The 19,071-nt window shown below is 41.4% G+C and carries 13 protein-coding genes; 5 read left to right on the top strand and 8 right to left on the bottom strand.

What is annotated here, in order from left to right:
* Nucleotides 1-275 precede the first annotated feature (275 nt).
* The 5 genes from MMU07_RS17120 to MMU07_RS17100 all read right to left on the bottom strand — a co-directional run bounded on the left by MMU07_RS17120 (nt 276) and on the right by MMU07_RS17100 (nt 4,699).
* The gene (locus MMU07_RS17120) at nt 276-1,247 is read right to left on the bottom strand and encodes an SDH family Clp fold serine proteinase (protein WP_241127649.1); all 972 of its coding nucleotides are present in this window, start codon (nt 1,245-1,247) and stop codon (nt 276-278) included.
* Nucleotides 1,248-1,570: 323 nt separating this feature from the next.
* Complete coding sequence (locus tag MMU07_RS17115) at nt 1,571-1,873, bottom strand: HNH endonuclease (protein ID WP_241127648.1); 303 nt, start codon at nt 1,871-1,873, stop codon at nt 1,571-1,573.
* Nucleotides 1,874-2,145: 272 nt separating this feature from the next.
* Nucleotides 2,146-3,048, bottom strand: coding sequence for an ORF6N domain-containing protein (locus MMU07_RS17110; RefSeq protein WP_241127646.1), 903 nt, complete (start codon nt 3,046-3,048; stop codon nt 2,146-2,148).
* A gap of 341 nt (nt 3,049-3,389) precedes the next feature.
* Nucleotides 3,390-3,848: a virulence RhuM family protein gene (locus tag MMU07_RS17105; protein WP_241127643.1), complete on the bottom strand. Its 459-nt coding sequence runs from the start codon at nt 3,846-3,848 to the stop codon at nt 3,390-3,392.
* A 329-nt stretch (nt 3,849-4,177) separates the two neighbouring features.
* The gene (locus MMU07_RS17100) at nt 4,178-4,699 is read right to left on the bottom strand and encodes an ORF6N domain-containing protein (RefSeq protein ID WP_241127640.1); all 522 of its coding nucleotides are present in this window, start codon (nt 4,697-4,699) and stop codon (nt 4,178-4,180) included.
* 472 nt (nt 4,700-5,171) lie between these two features.
* On the opposite strand from MMU07_RS17100, the gene MMU07_RS17095 reads away from it, so the two are divergent.
* From MMU07_RS17095 to MMU07_RS17080, 4 genes are all read left to right on the top strand, one after another.
* Nucleotides 5,172-5,387 (top strand): hypothetical protein, encoded by a 216-nt coding sequence (locus MMU07_RS17095; protein WP_241127636.1) that lies wholly within the window; start codon nt 5,172-5,174, stop codon nt 5,385-5,387.
* A 1,589-nt stretch (nt 5,388-6,976) separates the two neighbouring features.
* Nucleotides 6,977-8,059, top strand: a complete 1,083-nt coding sequence (locus MMU07_RS17090; RefSeq protein WP_241127635.1) for an efflux RND transporter periplasmic adaptor subunit — start codon at nt 6,977-6,979, stop codon at nt 8,057-8,059.
* A gap of 30 nt (nt 8,060-8,089) precedes the next feature.
* Nucleotides 8,090-11,239, top strand: a complete 3,150-nt coding sequence (locus MMU07_RS17085) for an efflux RND transporter permease subunit (RefSeq protein ID WP_241127633.1) — start codon at nt 8,090-8,092, stop codon at nt 11,237-11,239.
* Between the two features lies 1 nt (nt 11,240).
* The gene (locus MMU07_RS17080) at nt 11,241-12,617 is read left to right on the top strand and encodes an efflux transporter outer membrane subunit (RefSeq protein WP_241127631.1); all 1,377 of its coding nucleotides are present in this window, start codon (nt 11,241-11,243) and stop codon (nt 12,615-12,617) included.
* A 433-nt stretch (nt 12,618-13,050) separates the two neighbouring features.
* On the opposite strand, the gene MMU07_RS17075 is transcribed toward MMU07_RS17080, so the two are convergent.
* The 3 genes from MMU07_RS17075 to MMU07_RS17065 form a co-directional block, all read right to left on the bottom strand.
* The gene (locus MMU07_RS17075; protein ID WP_241127629.1) at nt 13,051-13,872 is read right to left on the bottom strand and encodes a maleylpyruvate isomerase N-terminal domain-containing protein; all 822 of its coding nucleotides are present in this window, start codon (nt 13,870-13,872) and stop codon (nt 13,051-13,053) included.
* 11 nt (nt 13,873-13,883) lie between these two features.
* Nucleotides 13,884-14,879 (bottom strand): glycoside hydrolase family 43 protein, encoded by a 996-nt coding sequence (locus MMU07_RS17070; protein ID WP_241127627.1) that lies wholly within the window; start codon nt 14,877-14,879, stop codon nt 13,884-13,886.
* A gap of 636 nt (nt 14,880-15,515) precedes the next feature.
* Nucleotides 15,516-17,360: a glycoside hydrolase family 2 protein gene (locus tag MMU07_RS17065; RefSeq protein ID WP_241127625.1), complete on the bottom strand. Its 1,845-nt coding sequence runs from the start codon at nt 17,358-17,360 to the stop codon at nt 15,516-15,518.
* Nucleotides 17,361-17,685: 325 nt separating this feature from the next.
* Between MMU07_RS17065 and MMU07_RS17060 the strand changes: the two genes are divergently transcribed.
* A complete protein-coding gene (locus tag MMU07_RS17060) occupies nt 17,686-19,071 on the top strand; it encodes a 3-keto-disaccharide hydrolase (protein ID WP_241127623.1) in 1,386 nt (461 codons plus the stop codon).

Raw genomic sequence — 19,071 nt, 5'->3', positions numbered from 1 at the left:
GATCAGGGTATTTTTCCCGTAAGCAGAAAAAAATCATCAAGGGACTTCACAGAATAGAATAGGCAAAAAAAAAAGAGCGGGGGAAGGCGCTCTTTTTACAAAGTATTCGGAATCAAACATTGATAATTTCTTTTAAAAAATTATCAAGTTTTGGTGCTTGGCGAAGAATCGGATTTTGAAGCAGTAAATTGTCTGCAGGCAAAAACTTTGATAGAAGCAAACAACTTGACTTAACTATCGAACCGCTACTTTTGAGTAGATGCAATTATTCCAAGTTATTCATCATCCTTTTTCTTGTCACTAATTATAAAGTCTCTTGGCGAACCCACTATTGCTAGTGATTTAGACTTGAATATCCCAATAATTATGTTTACTTCATTCAGGAATTTATGTATCTCATTCCCAAATTTGTATTCATTAGTATTGACTTTTACAATGTCTCCTAATAGTTCAATTGCTTCTTCTTTGTCTATTACAAAACTATGGTCTTTGTATTCATAAACCAACTTGTGAGAAACCTCGTCAGCAGTTAATTTTAACTCTTTACCTGCTAATAACCTTATCGCATACTGTTGAGCAGATTCAGAGACTCGCTCAAAATAACCAAGAATTCGTAAGTCAAGTTTTTCTTTCATAAAATCAGCAAACATTGCACTTGACTCTGGATATTTACAGACAATTTTTGCGATACTTTCTAAAGAGCTACTAATTCCTAATGCAGGAAGTCCCGCAAATTGTGGGTCAATCGGACCTAATTCACTCATTGGACCCATGTGAATTTCATTTCCTCCTAGCGAAATGAGTGTTGCTGCAGATTTAGCTTTTCGTGGAATTGTTACGACAAATTTTGGAGATAATTCTTTACAAGTCTTACTTATAAGATAAGCTGGCTCTATACGACCTCCGTGATTATGTATGAGTAGAAGAATTGGTTTTGTATTTCCATCAGGAATAGCATTATAAATCTTGTCTACCATTCCTTGTTCTATGCTCGAGTTTGGTTCATATAAAAACAGTAAATGATATTCATCTGATATTCCGTTTCTTTTTGCTATTTCGAGAATATGTTTGTAAAGTGTGGGCTTTAAGTCATTAATTTCCTTTGCTCCTTGAATGATTTTTATCAAATCCAAGAATTTGTCAGGATTTAATACATTTTCTTCTTTCTTAGTTTCTGTTTCAGAAACCACCGGAGCTGAGTCTTCAAGCACTTCTTCTACTTTTTCTACTCTTGTTGTCTTTGCCATATTGTTTTTTTATAATTTCGCCAAACTTAATTTCATGTCTGGTTTTCCCAGGCCCAACTAACCAAATCGGAGAAAAAGGCCTGGTTTCCATTTATAAAATCAGATGAGACTTTTCTCCAAATTGATCCCCAATCATCAACTCCATCTCCATCCTCCGATTTCCAAACTTACCTAATCCCTAAGAACATAAAAATACCGTATTTAGGGTATTTTTAAAATATTTAAAGATTTTTTTGCCAAAAAATGTAGTAAATTAATGAAAATCAGAAAATACCCTTTTTGAAAAGGCAAAAAAAGAGAGCGTTGTTACTCGCTCCTGTCACTCACCTATGCATGGCTTCATGGCAGGATTTACAGATGGATACAAGCCATTCTATTGGTTCTTTCCCGATGTTCTTTTTTGCGTATTTTTTATGATGAACTTGGGTCGCTTTGTTTCCACAATAGACACAGCGCCAATTATCCCGCTTGAGCACGACATACCTTTTGCGGCTCCATGCATCTGATTTGAGGTATTCGTTGATATAATTTTCCCGTCGACGCTTTCTCTTTTCCTCAAACAGAAACCATTTAATTATCGGAATTACGATTAGGATAATTAGAAAAATTAGAATCTGATAATCCATGTTACCGGTTATTGAATGATTATTGTATTGCTAATCTAGTTCAAAAATCCATTTGTTCCCTATCCCGTGAACAGGGTATTTTTCAAAAAATGGATAGAAGGGTAATATTCCAAAGTAGAATCATGTCATGGTTTTGGGGCATGTTCCCCTACCCCTCAAGTATATTCCCGCCCACCTTGTCCTACCGATACTAGAACTCCTTCTATTATGGAGAAGTATATCACAGTCTTTGGCTGTCAGTTTTTTTATTTCCTTACTAGGCTGGTCAGACGTTATCCGTCTTTTTCACCTTCTTTTAATTTTTGCAGGACTTCTTTGACAAACGAATCCATTCTCGAAAAGGCAAACCATGGTTCGACTTCGCTCACCACAGGCTTTTTGCCGAGGTCTTTCAGCGAAGCGCCGATATGGTAAAGTTCTTTTCCATCTATAATCAAAAATCGGTCATGGGATTCTTTGAATTCTTGAATATTGATTTCAGGGTACTGACTGTTGTGCTTCTTTAGGTCCTGCAAGAGTTGGTTGCTGATGTTTTTGGAATATATGGTAGCAGAAACATTTTTAGGACGTTTTAAAAGCAAGTTCAATACGGATTCGTCCACATAGTTATCTATCAGGATGATGTCAGATTTTGCCCTCTTGATGAGGTCTGCCACAAATACATAGGCATCAAAAATCTGTCCTTCGAAGAAGATGCCCTTGTCGGGTTTGGGCTGTCCGGCTTCTAAGGCTTTAAAAATCTGTTCCAGCTTCTCATCGGTTTTCAGAAGTTTGAGTTCTACTTGGTCAAGTCGATGAAAAACGGAAGCATTGTTTATCATGAACTTCCGCATGGAAACAAAAGCTTGCATGATTTGAATGCTTACTTGAATGGCAAAATCAGTATTTAAAACAGCAGAAAGCATAGATACCCCTTGTTCTGAAAATACATATGGCATCGTTCTTCTGCCCCCATGTTCACTTGAGGTTCCAAAATGGTACTTCAAGTCAATCCATTCTTTTTCTGTTAATTGAAAAATAAAAGCATTAGGAAATCTAAGAGGATTTCTTTTTACTGCTCTGTTGATAAACTTAGTTTCTGTTCCGTAAAGAAGTGCCAAGTCACTATCGAGCATTACCTGCATCCCTCTTACAGTGAAAATTTTGTTTTCTATATGGCTTATGGTGAACTCCATAGGATTACTATTTTTTAATTATTCACGCAAATCTGAAATTGTGTGCCTTGTTTGGACTTGACACGGTAACCACTAGAAATGATGAAATCAAGGTTATAATGTTATGTAAACGTAGTTTGGGTTTTGCCCCCTATTGCACCGTGCTGAGTGGTATGTGCAAAAAATGCACTAACCACTTTTTCGTCTAACTCATCTTCTTTGAAGATGTTCTTGAGGTGTTTTGTTATAACACTTCGCTCTCTTCCAAACAGTTGGGAAATCTGCTCTTGAGTAAGCCAGAGCGTTTCTTTATCTTTATCAAGCCGTTCTTCAATATGTTCAACAAGTTCATTGGGGCGGTATTATACAATCTCGTCTTTCATGAACCTTCTAATAATTAAATTTGATGTTGCAATACATTTTTTGAAACCTTTATCGGTTTCTGAGAATACCCATGGCAAATACTTGCGGTGTTGCCCTCTACCGGGCTTTTCATTTAAGGTGCCAATCTGGAACCTTAAAGCATCCCATTTATTTCCGCAAATACGGAAATGGGTGACTTGCCTTGACTTGACACGATAACCAACAGAAATGATAACATCGCGATTATTTTTGACAACCGTTTTATCAGAATTAGGAATATGCATTTTTTGCACATTGTTTTTTTTATCAATTTCACCTTCTTTAAAAACAAATGGCAGAGCCCCTCCGAGACTTTGTTTAGAAGGTATCGAATTTTGCGATACCATTAAATCTAATTCAATATCAGTTTGTGCAAGTCCAACTTGCACTATTGGGAAATCAGGATAGTCACTCGTCATGACATCTGTATTTTATTGAGATTTTCAGCAATGATTTTATTAAGTTGGGCTTCCTCCTGCAACTGAGCTTCCAATTCTGCTTTTAAGGAAACAAAGCGAACAGCAAAATCAAAATCATCCTCTGTTTGGCCATGTAGGTAATCGCTAGAGGATTTAATTTTTGATTTGCTAAACTAGTTCAAAAATCCTTTTGTTCCCTATCCCGTGAACAGGGTATTTTTCAAAAAATGGATAGAAGGGTAATATTCCAAAGTAGAATCATGTCATGGTATCCGGGCATGTTTCCCTACCCCTCAAGTATATTCCCGCCCACCTTTCCTTACCCATGGTTAATCTTTTCTAAATCCTACTGTTTTGCGTTCCGTATATGCCGGCCTTACTAGTTCTTCTATTATTTTGTAAATATTTCTGATATGTTCATTGTGCTCGCTTTGATTCTCCCTGAGGTCATCTATTTTTTTCAGCAAATCTTCGTAGTTGGCTGCCCACTGTCTCATTTTTACAAAAACTCGCATAATAGAAATATTAACCTGAATCGCAATAGGGCTGTTAATGACTGACGAAAGCATGGCTACACCTTGTTCAGTGAACATAAAAGGAGGGGTCCTACGGCCTCCCCAACTTGAGGTCGCAAATTGCGACTTCAAGTTTTCCCATTCTTCTTCAGTCAGCTGGAACATGAAGTCTTCAGGGAACCGGTCACTATTTCTTTTGACTTGTTCATTAAGTCTTTTTGTTTTTACACCATACATTTCAGCCAATTCATTGTCGATCATCACCTTGTGGTCTCGAATCAAATAAATGGCTTTTGTGATTCGCTCATGTAAAAGGATCTCTTTTTTATCACTCATATAGATGAAATTTTTTTAATGAATTGATTCTTTATGCGTTCCACACTTTCACCCTTGCAATGAATCAGTGGGTTATTATCGGCATTCGAATCTGATTTGCTAATCTACACCTAAAATCTCTTTTTTCTCCATCCCGTGATAAGGGTATTTTTCAAAAAATTGATAGAAGTGAAATATTCCAAAGTAGAATCATGTCATGGTTTTGGGTATGTTTCCCTACCCCTCCGGTATAGTCCCGCCCACCATGTCCTATACTCCCCCTACCCATACTCCGCCTCTTAGTTAGGGATACTCCGTGTTCTAGCTACCGATACTCCGTGTCTGGGTTACCCTTGAGCTACTTCCTATCTACACTCTTCTTGATGTTCCTTACTAAATTACCCCTACCATTTCGGTATTGTAGATTCTCCTACTTTACAAAATCCATGACCGAAATAAAAATATCGGCATTCCTATTTAACCATGGGCTGCGGTGGATACAGACTCTGGAAAGTATGAAGATGGATTTAGCACCTTACCCATGGCTACAAATATTTCGCTCCGCCGCGGCGGACTGAATGTTTGGAGAAATCTTTGGAACGGCAAGTTTGATAATCAAATACTTAAGGAAAATCCTGTTTTGGAAAACTGGTGGGGAGGAGGATCCGCCGCGGCGGACCGGGCCGGCGGTGGCCGTGTGCGCGGATAGGATTAAAATTTCTTGCCTTTTTTGGTTACTTTTTGTGGTAAGACAAAAAGTGACACAAGGAGATAACATAAATCATTTAATCATCAGGTTTGAAGAGTTGAAATGATAAAATTTTCCCAACCATTTCGGTATTTGAGATTCTTGTATTTACAAGATTCGTGACCGAAATCCCGCAATCATCCGATTCTAAACCATGGGCTGCGGCGCATGAGGATTTGAGAAAGTATGAAAATCAGTGTAGCACCTTACCCATGGCTACCAATATTTCGCCCCGATGGGGCTAGAGCTCCTAGAACATTGGCGACCATTGCGAAACCTTGGTGTCCTTTGCGAAACCTTCCCGTCCTTTGCGGTAAAAAATATCAACTCACGCGGAGCCGCGGAGGAAAAGAATGTTTGTGGAGACACAAACATTGGCAGGTAGAGGATACGAATTTTTGTGGAGACTCAAACATTGGCGGAGAGCCATCTGTGTCAATCTGTGCCATCTGTGGTAGAAAAATAAAACTCCAATTCTCTGTGCCCTCCGGGAGCTCTGTGGTAAAATAATTATTACCTGCTTCTGGAGAAGCAGGATAACGGGAGACATCTGCGTCAATCTGCGATATCTGCGGGAGAAAATTAAACCTCCTATTCTCTGTGCCCCTTGTGTGCTCTGTGGTAATTTTTCATCCAGCTTCTGGAGAAGCAGGATAACGTGAACCATCTGTGTCAATCTGTGCCATCTGTGGTAGAAAAATAACCATCCAATTCTCTGTGCCCTCCGGGAGCTCTGTGGTAAATTAATTATTACCTGCTTCTGGAGAAGCAGGATAGCAGGAGCCATCTGTGTCAATCTGTGCCTTCTGTGGTAAAAAAATAAACCTCCAATTCTCTGTGCCCTATGGGAGCTCTGTGGTAAAATAATTATTACCTGCTTCAGGAGAAGCAGGATAACGGGAGACATCTGCGTCAATCTGCGAAATCAGCGGGAGAAAATTAACCTCCTATTCTCTGTGCCCACTGAGGTAAAACAATTTCATCCAGCTTCTGGAGAAGCAGGATAACGCGTGTTTGAGGAGCTACAAACATCGACGGACATTCATATTCAGAAATATACCCCTTTTGGGAATTGACATACTTGCCAAATTTTGTAAGGAAAAATTGAATTTCATAAATTTATTATTAACCGAAAACCTGATAATTGTCATGTTTGGTTTTTTTTTCTATTTTCGAAAAAAGTATTAATTCTAGAAAAAAGTGGATGTACTCTACTCTTTGAAATTTTGATTTTTTATTGAAAATTCAAGGATAGAATTAAAACGATACAACAACTTATGATTTTCTTTTCCTAAAAAAATCAATGTTTCAGGTTTATTTAGGAATATCAAACCGGGATTTATAACTGTAATGGAATATTTTTCCTCATGGAATCCAAGCAGTATTATTCTTTTTGAATGAAATTAGTAATTGACCGAATACACTTCTTTAAAATTTCAAATAAAAAACAGTCCTCAGACTTTCCTTCCTTCAAGATTATGAGATTTTACCACACCTATTTGCGATTCCTCCAAAAGCCGACTCTGTATTTAATGACAATTGGCTTGGTCATGGGTTGTTCCAAAAAAGAGGAGATCGTTCTTCCTCCTGTAAAAGTTAATGTCGTAAAAGCCATTCAAAAGGATGTCCCCATTTATGAAGAGTTTGTGGCTCAGGTATATGGGGAATCAGATGTGGATATAAGGGCGAGAGTAGAAGGTTGGGTCACTTCTGTCAATTTCAAGGAAGGATCCTTTGTGAAAAAGGGTGATTTGCTTTATATCATCGATGATATCCAATATAAAAACAGGGTTGACCAAGTCAGAAGTCAATTGACCGCCACGCAAACAGAAATGGTACGAGCAGAAGGAGAACTTAGCCGGGTCAAGCCTTTGGCTGAAATGAATGCCTTGAGCAAGCAGGACCTTGACAATGCCAAAGCGAAGTATGAAGCTTCTCAGGCCCAAGTAAGGGCTGCTGAAGCTTCGCTTGAAAATGCCAAAGTAGAATATGGTTATACGAGGGTATATGCCCCATTTGATGGATTGGTCGGAATCTCCAATTTTAGAGTGGGCGATTACGTCACCAGGTCAGGTACCACTTCCGTATTGACGACCATATCCAGTATCGGTGCAGTAAGGGTAAGGTTCCAGATCAGCGAAAGGGAATACCTCAGGTTGACTCAAATGACTACTGAAGAATTGGAGACCGCCAAGAAAAACATTCAACTCATCATGGCGGACGGTTCACTTTATCCTGAGACCGGAGAAGTTGACTTTGCGGATAGAGAGGTAGACCCAAAAACGGGTACACTGACCATTGAGGCAAGATTCCCTAATCCAAGAGGAATATTGAGACCGGGACTCTTTGTCAAATCAAGGGTTTTAATCAAGACCTTTCCAGGTGCCATTATGGTACCGCAGCGTGCTGTCATGCAGTTACAGCATATTTCGAGGGTTTTTGTGGTGACAGATTCCAGTACAATTAAGGCAATTGCTGTAGAAACAGGTCCAAAGTCTGGCGATGGGTGGATCATTTCCAAAGGTATAAATGCAGGTGACAGGATAGCCATCGTAGGATCTGCAAGTTTGACACCGGATGCCAAAATAGAGGTAGTCGAACAAAAATGGCCGGAGAACTCTCCCAATCAATAAAATCAAAACCTTAAACTGAGACCAGTTTTTATGAGTGAATTTTTCATCCGAAGGCCAATAGTTGCAATGGTAATTTCGATCCTGATGATCATCATGGGATTGATTACCCTAAGGGGAATACCTGTTTCCAAATATCCTGAAATCACCCCGCCGATGGTTCAGGTCACCACCAATTATACCGGTGCGAATGCCGTCAACGTCGAACAGGCAGTTGCTACCCCTATCGAACAGCAGGTAAACGGGGTGGAAAACATGCTTTATATGAAATCCATCAATGCCGCAGATGGAACATTGATTCTTCAGGTTTCTTTTGAGGTGGGCACTGATCTGGACAACGCCAACATGCTGACCCAAAACAGGGTCTCGCAAGCAACGGCAAAAATGCCTACAGAGGTCAAGAATTTTGGGGTTACGACCAAAAAATCATTGGTTTTTCCTTTGATGCTCGTTTCTCTTACTTCTCCCAACAAAACCTATGACGGACTTTTCCTGAACAATTATGCGAATATCAATATCGTCGACCAACTGAAGCGACTCAAAGGAGTTGGAGATGTGTTCCTTTTTGGAGGGGCAGATTATTCGATGAGGATATGGTTGAACCCCGACCAACTCACCAAACTCGATCTCACGGTAAATGATGTTTCCAATGCTGTCAGAAAGCAAAACGCAATCTCTCCCGGTGGAAAATTCGGTGCAGCCCCTACCCCTCCAGGTGTCGATTACACCTACACGGTAGCGCTGCAGGAAAGATTGGTGACAGAAGAGGAATTCGGCAATATCATTGTCAAATCTGACGAAAAAGGATCCATAGTCAGGTTGAAAGACATCAGCAGAATTGAGTTGGGAATGGACAATTACAGTTCTTCAAGTAGGTTGAATGCAAATTCTGCCTCAACCATAGTCGTATTTCAAATCCCGGGTTCCAATGCCCTTGAGGTATCAGAGGATGTGAAAAATACCATGAATGATTTGGTAAACTATTTTCCTGAAGACCTCCAATATGAAGTATCCTTGAATACTACCCGGGCAATTTCTGTCGGTATAGAAGAAATTATCCATACGCTTTTTGAAGCGGTATTTTTAGTGATTTTGGTGGTGTTCTTATTCCTTCAGGACTGGAGGGCCACATTAATTCCTTTACTGACAGTGCCGGTTTCTTTGTTGGGCACTTTTATCATTTTCCCTCTTTTAGGATTTTCGGTCAATGTGTTGTCTTTGCTCGGTTTGGTTTTGGCCATTGGACTTGTGGTGGATGATGCGATTGTGGTGGTGGAAGCCGTGATGCACAATATAGAACATGGCATGAAACCAAAAGAAGCCACCCAAAAAGCCATGAAAGAAGTCGGTGGCCCTGTGATTGCCATTGCCCTGATACTTGCAGCTGTATTTGTTCCTGTAGCTTTTGCCGGGGGTATCACCGGTCGTCTGTACCAGCAATTTGCCATCACCATTGCCATTTCGGTTTTGTTTTCCGCATTCAATGCCTTGACACTCAGCCCTGCGCTTTGTGCCATACTTTTAAAGCCAAAGAAAGAGTCAAATAGTGGGTTACAAAGGTTCTTCAATGGTTTCAATAGGTTATTTGACAAATTCACATTGGGATATACAGGTGTTGCCGGGATTGTGGCCAGAAAATCAATCCGCTCGGCGATGATCATTGGGGTTGTCATGGTTTTTGTGGTTTTGTTGGGCAAAGGAATTCCCGGAGGATTTTTACCGGAAGAAGACGAGGGTTACTATTTGGTCAATATCCAATTGCCGGATGCTTCTTCTATTGAAAGGACTGACCAAGTGGCTAAAAAGGTTGAAAATATTCTTTCCGGATTTGAAGAAATCGAATATTCCACCATGGTATTGGGGTACAGTTTGATCACAGGTTCTTATTCTACCAACAATGCTTTTGTGTTTATTTCGCTGAAGCCTTGGGATGAGCGTAAGCGAACAGCAAAAGAATTGGTAGCTGCCACCAATTTTGCTTTCCGAAATTTGGTGTCAGAGGCATCGGCCATTGCTTTTGGACCACCGCCGATCGAAGGTCTTGGAACCTCTGCCGGATTTACCCTACAGCTTCAGGACAGATCCGGGAACACACCACAGTATTTGGATGAACAGGCGCAGCTTTTTATCGCCGAAGCGAAAAAGAGACCTGAAATAGGTAATATTTTCACCCTCTTCAGGTCTAATGTTCCCCAAAAGAAAATCAGTATAGATTATGACAAAGCAGAAAAACTTGGCATTGACCTATCCGAAATTACCAGTACCATTTCTACATACCTGGGAAGTGCGTACCTGAATGATTTCAATAGATTTGGCAGGCAATACAAGGTCTTTGTACAAGCTGAAGGGGAAGATCGTCTCGACCCCTCCGATTTGTCCAAATATTATGTAAGGAGCAAGAAAGGAGAAATTATTCCCTTGGGAACGGTCACCACTGTGGAAGATATTTCAGGACCGGCCACTACAAACAGGTTTAACATGTACCGTTCCGCTGAAATCTCAGGCGCTCCGAAGGCCGGATTCAGCTCCTCGCAAGCCATCAAGGCCTTGGAAGAAGTTGCGGCTGGGCTACCAAAGGAACTCAGCATCGCTTGGAGCAATATGTCTTACCAGGAAAAAGCCGCTGAAGGCACCGGAAGTACCATGTTCTTAATGGCTTTGGTCTTTGTGTTTCTGATTCTCGCTGCGCAATATGAAAGTTGGAAATTGCCTTTCAGCGTATTGCTTGGTGTTCCTGCGGCCATTCTTGGGGCCTATCTCGGCTTATGGTTGGGAGGTTTTTGGAGCTCAAGCTATGTCAACAATGTATTTGCCCAAATCGGATTGGTAATGCTCATCGGTCTTACTGCCAAAAACGCCATCCTGATTGTTGAATTTGCGAAGATGGAATATGAAGGTGGAACGCCACTGTTGGAAGCTGCACTTAAAGCTGCAAAACTCAGGCTGCGACCGATTATAATGACATCCCTAGCTTTTATGCTAGGTGTCGTTCCTTTGCTTACAGCATCCGGCGCAGGCTCGGAAGCCCGAAAAGTCATGGGAATGGCGGTTTTCAGTGGCACCTTGATCGCGACCATAATCGGAGTCATTGTGGTTCCGGGATTATATGTACTCATTGAAAGCATCGGAGCAAAAAAGAAAAAATCAGATGCACCTATTTCACCATCAGAACCGGCACATTGATATGAAGAATATATATTTTCTCCTGTTTGTCCTGATTGCTTCATACGGCTGTGCGGTAGGACCAAGATATTCCCGACCCGAAACACAAAAGCCTGTTGGCTATGTACAAGCTATGTCCCAAACTGATTCCATCACCAATCTGAAGTGGTGGGAGGTTTACCAGGACAGTTTGTTGCAAAGTCTGATACAAATTTCGATTGATTCTAACCTCGACCTGATGACGGCTGTTTACCGGGTGGAAGAGGCCAAGGCAATCTTGGGTTATAACAAAGCCAATCTCTATCCTTTCCTTGATTACAGTGCCATGGGAAGGACTACCGAATTCAGAAATTTATCCGAACAGGCAGGAGTGACTTTTTCACCCAATATGGTGGGATTGTTGGGTAATGTGTCATGGGAAATCGACCTGTGGGGCAAGCTCCGCCACGCCAACCGTGCTGCTTTCGCGGAATTGATGGCAACAGAAGAATCAAAGAAATCATTGTACATCAGTTTGGTCGCCCAAGTGGCAGAATTGTATTTCAGGCTTCGGGGATTGGATGAAAGGCTTGAAATCGCCCAACGTGCCTATGAAACCCGCCTGGAATATCTGGAAATCATCACCGCCCGGTTTGAAAAGGGGAATGTATCTGAATTGGATAAACTCCAGGCAGAGCAAATCGCAGCTGTTGCAAAGGCTCAGATCTACAGCCTTGAGCGAAATATCATCCTCACCGAAAATGCCTTTAATGTCTTGTTGGGAAGAACATATATTCCGATATCTAGGGGCTTGGAAAATAACCAACAGCAGTTGCCTTTGGAAATCCCAAGTGGATTGCCTTCCGAATTGCTTGAAAGAAGACCCGATATCAAGATCGCTGAGCAGCAGCTTATTGCACAGACAGAACGCATAGGTGTTGCCGTTGCTTTGAGGTTTCCTTCTCTCAGCTTGACAGGTTTGTTGGGAGTGGCAAGCCCACAAATCTCTACGTTGTTTGGCAATCAGGCAGGACTTGGAGTTCTCTCCGGTCAATTGGCCGGGCCGTTTTTCAGGTTTGGCCAAAACAAAAGACGGGTTGAGGCTGAAAGGGCAAAAGCTTCTCAGTTGGGATTTCAATATGAGAAGACTGTACTGACGGCTTTTGCAGAGGTAGAAAATTCATTGGCAGAAATCAGGACTTACAGCAATGAATTTGAAGCAAGGAGCACCCAAGTCGCAGCCACCGAAAAATCCTTGATGCTCTCCAAGGCGCTGTATGACAATGGCTATACCTCATTCCTGCAGGTACTTGATGCAGAAAGGGAGTTTTTCAATTCAGAATTTGAAAAATCTTTGGCTTTGGAAAATCAACTCGTATCCACTGTCAGATTGTATAAAGCATTGGGAGGTGGTTGGTAGGATTTACCGACCATTTCTTTTTTGTAATGGCGATTGGTGTAGCCCCATCCTGAGGCCTTCACATTTTAAAATGTTCAGAAAAGGAATGAGGGTTGGTGTTGCGTCATTCTGAACCGCAGCTTGCGAAGGTGAAGAATCTCATTATTCTTTGAGACTCTTTGCTACACTCAGAGTGACAGAAATGGAATTTTCCCCTTCGACAAGCTCAGGGACCTGAGATTCGGCGTTTGGAGGGGGGAGGAGGAAAAAGCGGCTGCGCCGCTTTTTCCTCCTCCCCCTTTCTCAAGCACAACCTCGGTGGCCGAGTTTGCCGAGGCCAAAATAAAATCGTTTCAAAGTCATTCCTTTTCTGAATGTTTTTTTGAAAATTTTTGAGACTCAAGGTGACGACTCCGATAAATTCGTCATTGTTACCGGGCTTGGTTTGGTTTTGTCAAGCCATGACTGAAACCATATCAAGGACTTTTCTTCCCAAATTGAAATCTCCTGAAATATCCACTTGACCCAAAACTTCAACCGGTCGAAGGTTTTTGCAAAAAAGTTTCCAAGCTATTTTATCTTCTAATTGGACAATTGAAGTCGGTGGGTTACTTACCTGATTGAGTAACTTCCAATAATCTTGGTTTTTTTCAAGCCACCAGGATTTTGTAAACTCTCCGCCAATCCTGATTTCTATCACGGTGCCATTTGCTGCATTTTCTTTGGCAAAAGCAAAAGGCAATGCCATCATAAAAGTGGCCATCAGAGGTTCGAAATACCTTACCTGAAGTAATCCGGGTTTACCTACTGCATCCCTGATTTGCTGTTGGTGATGCCATTTTTCAGTGTATTCCCTAGCGAGATGCATCCAATTCAAGCTCTTCTCCTCCCCTGCCCATGCCACAGAAAATATCGCTTCTTCCATATCAGGAAGGCTGACATAATAATCTGAGACTTCTTTCCCACTACTTTCCAATAGTGAAATCAAAACATTTGGACTTAGCCTCTTGGTGGCCTTGATCCAATCTGCATTCAATAGGTTGAGCCAAGCTACCAAATCATCGTAGCCATTGATCTTGGGAGGTTTTTCTCCAAAATGTCTATCTCTTTGGATACTTAAAGTGCGCAAGTTGGTGTCCAATAAATGAGAAGCAACATCCTTCACATTCCAAAGTTTGGCTGAAGTAGTTTTTTCCCAGTCGGAAGGTTCCAGACTTTTGAGCAAGTCAATCAGAAGGATGTCCAATTCATGGAAAAGATGTTTTACTTCAATCATAACCGTATGTGCTACAATGGATTGGCAGCCACTCCTTCAAAAGTAATTTTAACAGGCTTGATAAAACCTTTTTCGTCAAATTCCATTTTGTCGATGCAGGTTACACGGTGGTTTCCGTCGGTTTCACCCAAAGGTCTCCTGTGGTATACCATGTAGTACTGCTCTGAACCGGGTTCAAATAAAACAGAATGATGTCCTGCCCCTGTCGCTACTTCAGGATCCTGCTCGAGGACAACCCCGATTCTTTCAAACGGCCCAAAAGGGCTATCTGAAATCGCATAGGCTACTTTGTAATCAGGACCTGTCCAACCCCCTTCCGACCACATGAAGTAATATTTGTCATCGCGGACAAACATAAATGGTCCTTCTACATAACTTTTAGGAGTCACTTCTTTGTAATATTCTCCATTTTCAAAAGGGAGCAATCCGGTAAATTCATCATTTAACCTGACCACATTACACTTGCCCCAACCTCCATAATACATCAAAAAACTGCCGTCTTTATCTTTGAAAATAAACTGATCAATAGGCTGCGCACCGTTTACGATGTCATTGATCAAGGGCTTACCAAGCAAATCCTTAAAAGGTCCCTGAGGTTGGTCGGCTACAGCCACGCCGATGCCTCCTACCTGACCTTCGTGCACATCGTTGGCGGCAAAGAAAAGGTAATACTTCCCTTTGTTTTCAATCACGCCGGGAGCCCACATCGCTGAATCAGCCCATTGGACCGCCGCGGTGTCGATGATCCGCTCATGTTTGGTCCAATTGACCAGGTCTTTGGAAGAAAAACAATCCATAAAAACCTGTTTGGAAAACTTATCAGAATAAGTGGGGTAAATCCAATAGGTATCCCCATAGATGATCGCCTCCGGATCGGCATACCATCCTTCAAAAATCGGATTGCCCGAGAGTTGGATTTCTGAGGATTTTTTTTCGGGGGAGCAAGATATAATTGCGACCAATATGAATGGAAAAATTACAGAAAATCTATAAGGATTTTTTTTCATGATGTTCAATTCTCAATTTGGATGTCAGTGAGGCGGGAAAAGTGCTTTTTATTTTTGGTTACCAAAATCATCTTTAAAGGTGTTCTTTGGGCTACAGGAAATCGAGTCGTCATTTTTACAGCTACTTTTTTTCTTGACAAAAAAAGTAGCCAAAAAAGTCAAGACGGCGAAATCCTATCCACCCACAAGGCCAGTGCCGGCCCGGTCCGCCGTCATTCCTCCCCACTTCGACCATTTAAGATTTCGTTTTAAATAAGGAGATTTCAGAGATATAAAGATTTTCAAATCCTATTTGTCCAATTTTTTCAATTAATCCATATCTACCTTTCAAAAAGTAAATACAGATATTGGTGTCAAGTAAATAGTTCATCACAATTCCTCAATGTTTCGATCTGTTTTTCTACTCGATCTTAGGTCTTCAATAATCTCTTCGGCACTTTTTGTTGATTCCCAAGCTCCAAAAAGCTCCTTCCTAGAATCCTCAGTTTTACTTTTTTCGCCTGTAGATCGGTAATCTAAATTAAATCTTGCCTCCAAACTGAAATGCCCGGTACATCGGTCTTCCGACTTCCGTCTTCCGTCACACTTGAAGAATAACATAGAGTTACAAGCAAAGAAACGGATCACCATATAAAATTACCTATACAACTCCCCATGTAACTTTTTCAAAACATCCACAGGCATTTTGATCACTTTCCGGTCGTAAGTCATGACTCCGTTGGTCTCAATTTCGACATCTGTCGTTTGTGTGTAGACAGCTGCTGCCAAGCCCTTTGGAATCAGGTCTTGCAGGTCTTTCATCAGGATTTTATACCTGTCCAACAGTTCTTCTTTGGACTTGAAACTCTGGTATCCCCAATTGTCTTTTTCCTGCCAGGTATGTCCTTCGACAGGTAATCCCAATCCGCCAAACTCTCCCAAAACAAGGATCTGAATTTTTCCAAACAACTCAGCAGAAGGCATCACCGGATCCGGATAGTTGTGAATGTCCAAGATATCACCGGCGATTTTTGCTCCTTTCAGTTCAAAATTCCCTCCGCTGGCGCTGTTGACCAATCTCGTCGGATCATAGGATTTGGTCCAATCGGATATCTCATGGGTTTTGAACTGACCCCAAGCTTCATTGAACGGCACCCAAACAACGATAGAAGGAAAATTGTAATTGGCATCAATGATGGCTTTCCATTCGTTTTTGAAAATGGCTTCGGATTCAGGAGTCCTTTCCCGATCAGTCCCTTTTCCGATTACGCCTAGCTTTTGTTCCCATCTATTTCCCATGTCCCCGCTAGGCATGTCCTGCCATACCATCATGCCCAATTTGTCACAATGATAATACCAGCGGGCCGGCTCGACTTTGACATGTTTTCTGATCATATTGAAGCCCATTTCTTTGGTTTTGATGATGTCAAAAGCCAAAGCTTCATCTGTTGGAGCTGTATACAATCCATCCGGCCACCAACCCTGATCCAAAGGACCATAGTGGAATACCTGTTTATCATTTAATGCAAAACGCTGCATTCCTTTGGAATCATAAACAATGGAAACCTTTCTCAAGGCGCCATAGGAAGTGACTTTGTCAAGGACATTTTTACCTTTTAGCAAGCTGATTTCAAAGTCATATAGGTGAGGATTCTCCAACGACCAACTGATTGGATTGGGGATTTTAAGGATTGATTCTTTTCCAAAAGTCCCTGAGCTTTCAGCCACTTTGGAGCCTTTGTCCATAGCAATGATTTTATAAGTCAAAGTCGGATCTGAAGTATTGGCATTTATGGAAAATTGAAAAGTCCCGTTGTCCCAATCAGGCGTGGTTTTGATGTGGCTGATGTAGGTAGTTGGAACAAACTCCAACCACACAGTCTGCCAAATGCCTGTTACAGGCGTATACCAAATCCCTCTGGGTTGGTTGACCTGCTTTCCGCGAGGCTGAGGACCTTTATCGCTTGGATCCCAAACCCTGACGGTGATTTTTTGATCCACACCTTTGGCTAGAAAATCCGTGATGTCAAATGAAAAAGGATCATATCCTCCCTGATGTTTGCCAACTGATTTTCCATTGACAAAAACCTCCGATTCCCAATCCACTGCTCCAAAGTGAAGCAATACCTTCCCCTTTCTTTCAGTATTGGAAACGTGAATGACCTTATCGTACCACAATTCCTTTTCTGCACCGACCGCCTTGGTCACTCCGGAAAGGTAAGATTCAACAGGAAAGGGAACAGTGATCTTTCCATCAAAGGTTACAGGAGCTCCATTTCCTTTTTCTGAAATGGCGTAATCCCATTGGCCGTTGAGATTTCTCCAACTTCCTCTGACCATCTGAGGCCTTGGATATTCCGGATGAGGCGCATTGGAATCTACATTCCCCCCCCATGGAGACAGTATGGGTTTGGTATTGATCTGCTGTGCAAATGAGGGTGAATATGATCCTAAAAGAAATATCAGGATGAAGTATAAAAAACTCAAGGATTTGGTTTTCATAGGTTTTATTTTGGGAAGATAGTTAATAAGCATTCACTGGATTGGATTTCAATATAATAGAAACTAAGTCAAACTAAAAGAAAGAAATTTCCAAAAGGATGCTGCTAGATTTGGGAGGAGAATTTCTTCATTTGGGAGTATTGGCTCAAACATCCAATTGTCCTTTTGTCAATTCCGGGAAATTTATTCTCTTATAATTTTTTACCTTGTTAAAATAAAGTTTGACAATAGCCAACTCGAAATCGATTGCGTAATTTAGAACTTGTTAACCTTGAAAATGACCTTGTTTTTAAGGACTTTGGTATCTGAAATAAAACCCAATTTTATGAATAGAACTTCAATTCAATTACTCTCCCTAGTTTGTTTTATGGCAATTTTTTCTTGTCAACCCAAGGAAAAAAATACTGCGGATGTATGGACCGAAGTATTTAACGGTGAAGATCTTAAGGGATGGAAAATCTTGGGTGGAGAGGCTGAATTCAAAATTGAAAATGGAGAAGTTGTAGGATATGCAAAAGCGAATACGCCCAACACTTTTTTGGTCACAGAGCAGGAATTTGGTGATTTTATACTGGAATTGGACCTCAAAATCGAAGACCTTTCAAGCAATTCCGGAATCATGGCAAGGGGACAATATGATCCTGCCGGTAGGGATGGGCAAGGTTTGGTCTTTGGCTATCAGATCGAGGCAGATCCTACAGAAAGGGCTTGGTCAGGAGGATTGTACGATGAGGCAAGAAGGGGTTGGTTGTATCCTTTAGATTTGAATCCGGCGGCAAAGTCAGCTTTTAAGATGGGGGAATGGAATTCCTACCGGATCGAGGCGATAGGGAAGGAAATAAAAACATGGGTCAATGGCCAAGAAGTCGCCTATGTTGTAGATGACATGGACGCCAAAGGTTTTATAGGACTGCAGGTTCACAGTATCAACAAGCCTGAAGATGAAGGAAATAAAACTTATTTTAGAAATGTAAGGGTACAAACCGAGAACCTGACCCCTACCCCATTTACAGGGGATGTTTTTGTGGTCAATACAGGATTGAATGAATTGACATCATTTGAAGAATCGAAAGGATGGAAACTGCTTTTCAATGGACAGAATGCTGAAGGTTGGAAAAGTGCCAACAAAGAGACATTTCCTGAAAAAGGATGGCATATAAAGGATGGGATTTTGACTATTCAAAGTGCAGATGGCGGCGAATCCAGCAATTTCGGAGACATTGTCACAGTGGATAAATACAGTGCATTTGACTTGGCTTTTGATTTCAAATTTACCGAAGGGGCAAATAGCGGTTTGAAGTATTTTGTCACACTAAATGAACAGACCTCAGGTTCGGCGATCGGATTGGAATACCAGATATTGGATGACGAAAACCATCCCGATGCCAAAATGGGAATCGAAGGAAACAGGACTTTGGCGTCACTTTACGATCTGATCAAGGCAGACAAGCAGCCCCGTTTTGTGAAAGGTCCCGGAGAATGGAACAAAGGCCGTGTTGTGGTGTATCCTGACAACAAAGTAGAACATTACCTCAATGGGGTCAAAGTGGTAGAATATGTGAGGGGTTCGGAGGAATACAAAAAACTGGTAGCCATCAGTAAGTATAAAATATGGGAAAATTTTGGCGAAGCATCCGAAGGCCATATCCTGCTACAGGATCACGGAAATGAAGTACATTTCAAAAGCATAAAAATCAAAGAACTGAAGTAA

The organism is Cognataquiflexum nitidum, assembly GCF_022538055.1.
Taxonomy (GTDB): Bacteria; Bacteroidota; Bacteroidia; order Cytophagales; family Cyclobacteriaceae; genus Cognataquiflexum; species Cognataquiflexum nitidum.
Note: the sequence above shows the minus strand (reverse complement) of the source record. Positions and strands in the feature narration are given on the sequence as shown.

What these genes read in the sequence shown, in the direction of transcription:
- MMU07_RS17100 (WP_241127640.1), bottom strand. Translation starts at nt 4,699, where the DNA reads ATGAGTGATAAAAAAGAGATCCTTTTACATGAGCGAATCACAAAAGCC.
- MMU07_RS17120 (WP_241127649.1), bottom strand. Translation starts at nt 1,247, where the DNA reads ATGGCAAAGACAACAAGAGTAGAAAAAGTAGAAGAAGTGCTTGAAGAC.
- MMU07_RS17110 (WP_241127646.1), bottom strand. Translation starts at nt 3,048, where the DNA reads ATGGAGTTCACCATAAGCCATATAGAAAACAAAATTTTCACTGTAAGA.
- MMU07_RS17080 (WP_241127631.1), top strand. Translation starts at nt 11,241, where the DNA reads ATGAAGAATATATATTTTCTCCTGTTTGTCCTGATTGCTTCATACGGC.
- MMU07_RS17115 (WP_241127648.1), bottom strand. Translation starts at nt 1,873, where the DNA reads ATGGATTATCAGATTCTAATTTTTCTAATTATCCTAATCGTAATTCCG.
- MMU07_RS17085 (WP_241127633.1), top strand. Translation starts at nt 8,090, where the DNA reads ATGAGTGAATTTTTCATCCGAAGGCCAATAGTTGCAATGGTAATTTCG.
- MMU07_RS17090 (WP_241127635.1), top strand. Translation starts at nt 6,977, where the DNA reads ATGGGTTGTTCCAAAAAAGAGGAGATCGTTCTTCCTCCTGTAAAAGTT.
- MMU07_RS17070 (WP_241127627.1), bottom strand. Translation starts at nt 14,879, where the DNA reads ATGAAAAAAAATCCTTATAGATTTTCTGTAATTTTTCCATTCATATTG.
- MMU07_RS17065 (WP_241127625.1), bottom strand. Translation starts at nt 17,360, where the DNA reads ATGAAAACCAAATCCTTGAGTTTTTTATACTTCATCCTGATATTTCTT.
- MMU07_RS17075 (WP_241127629.1), bottom strand. Translation starts at nt 13,872, where the DNA reads ATGATTGAAGTAAAACATCTTTTCCATGAATTGGACATCCTTCTGATT.
- MMU07_RS17060 (WP_241127623.1), top strand. Translation starts at nt 17,686, where the DNA reads ATGAATAGAACTTCAATTCAATTACTCTCCCTAGTTTGTTTTATGGCA.
- MMU07_RS17105 (WP_241127643.1), bottom strand. Translation starts at nt 3,848, where the DNA reads ATGACGAGTGACTATCCTGATTTCCCAATAGTGCAAGTTGGACTTGCA.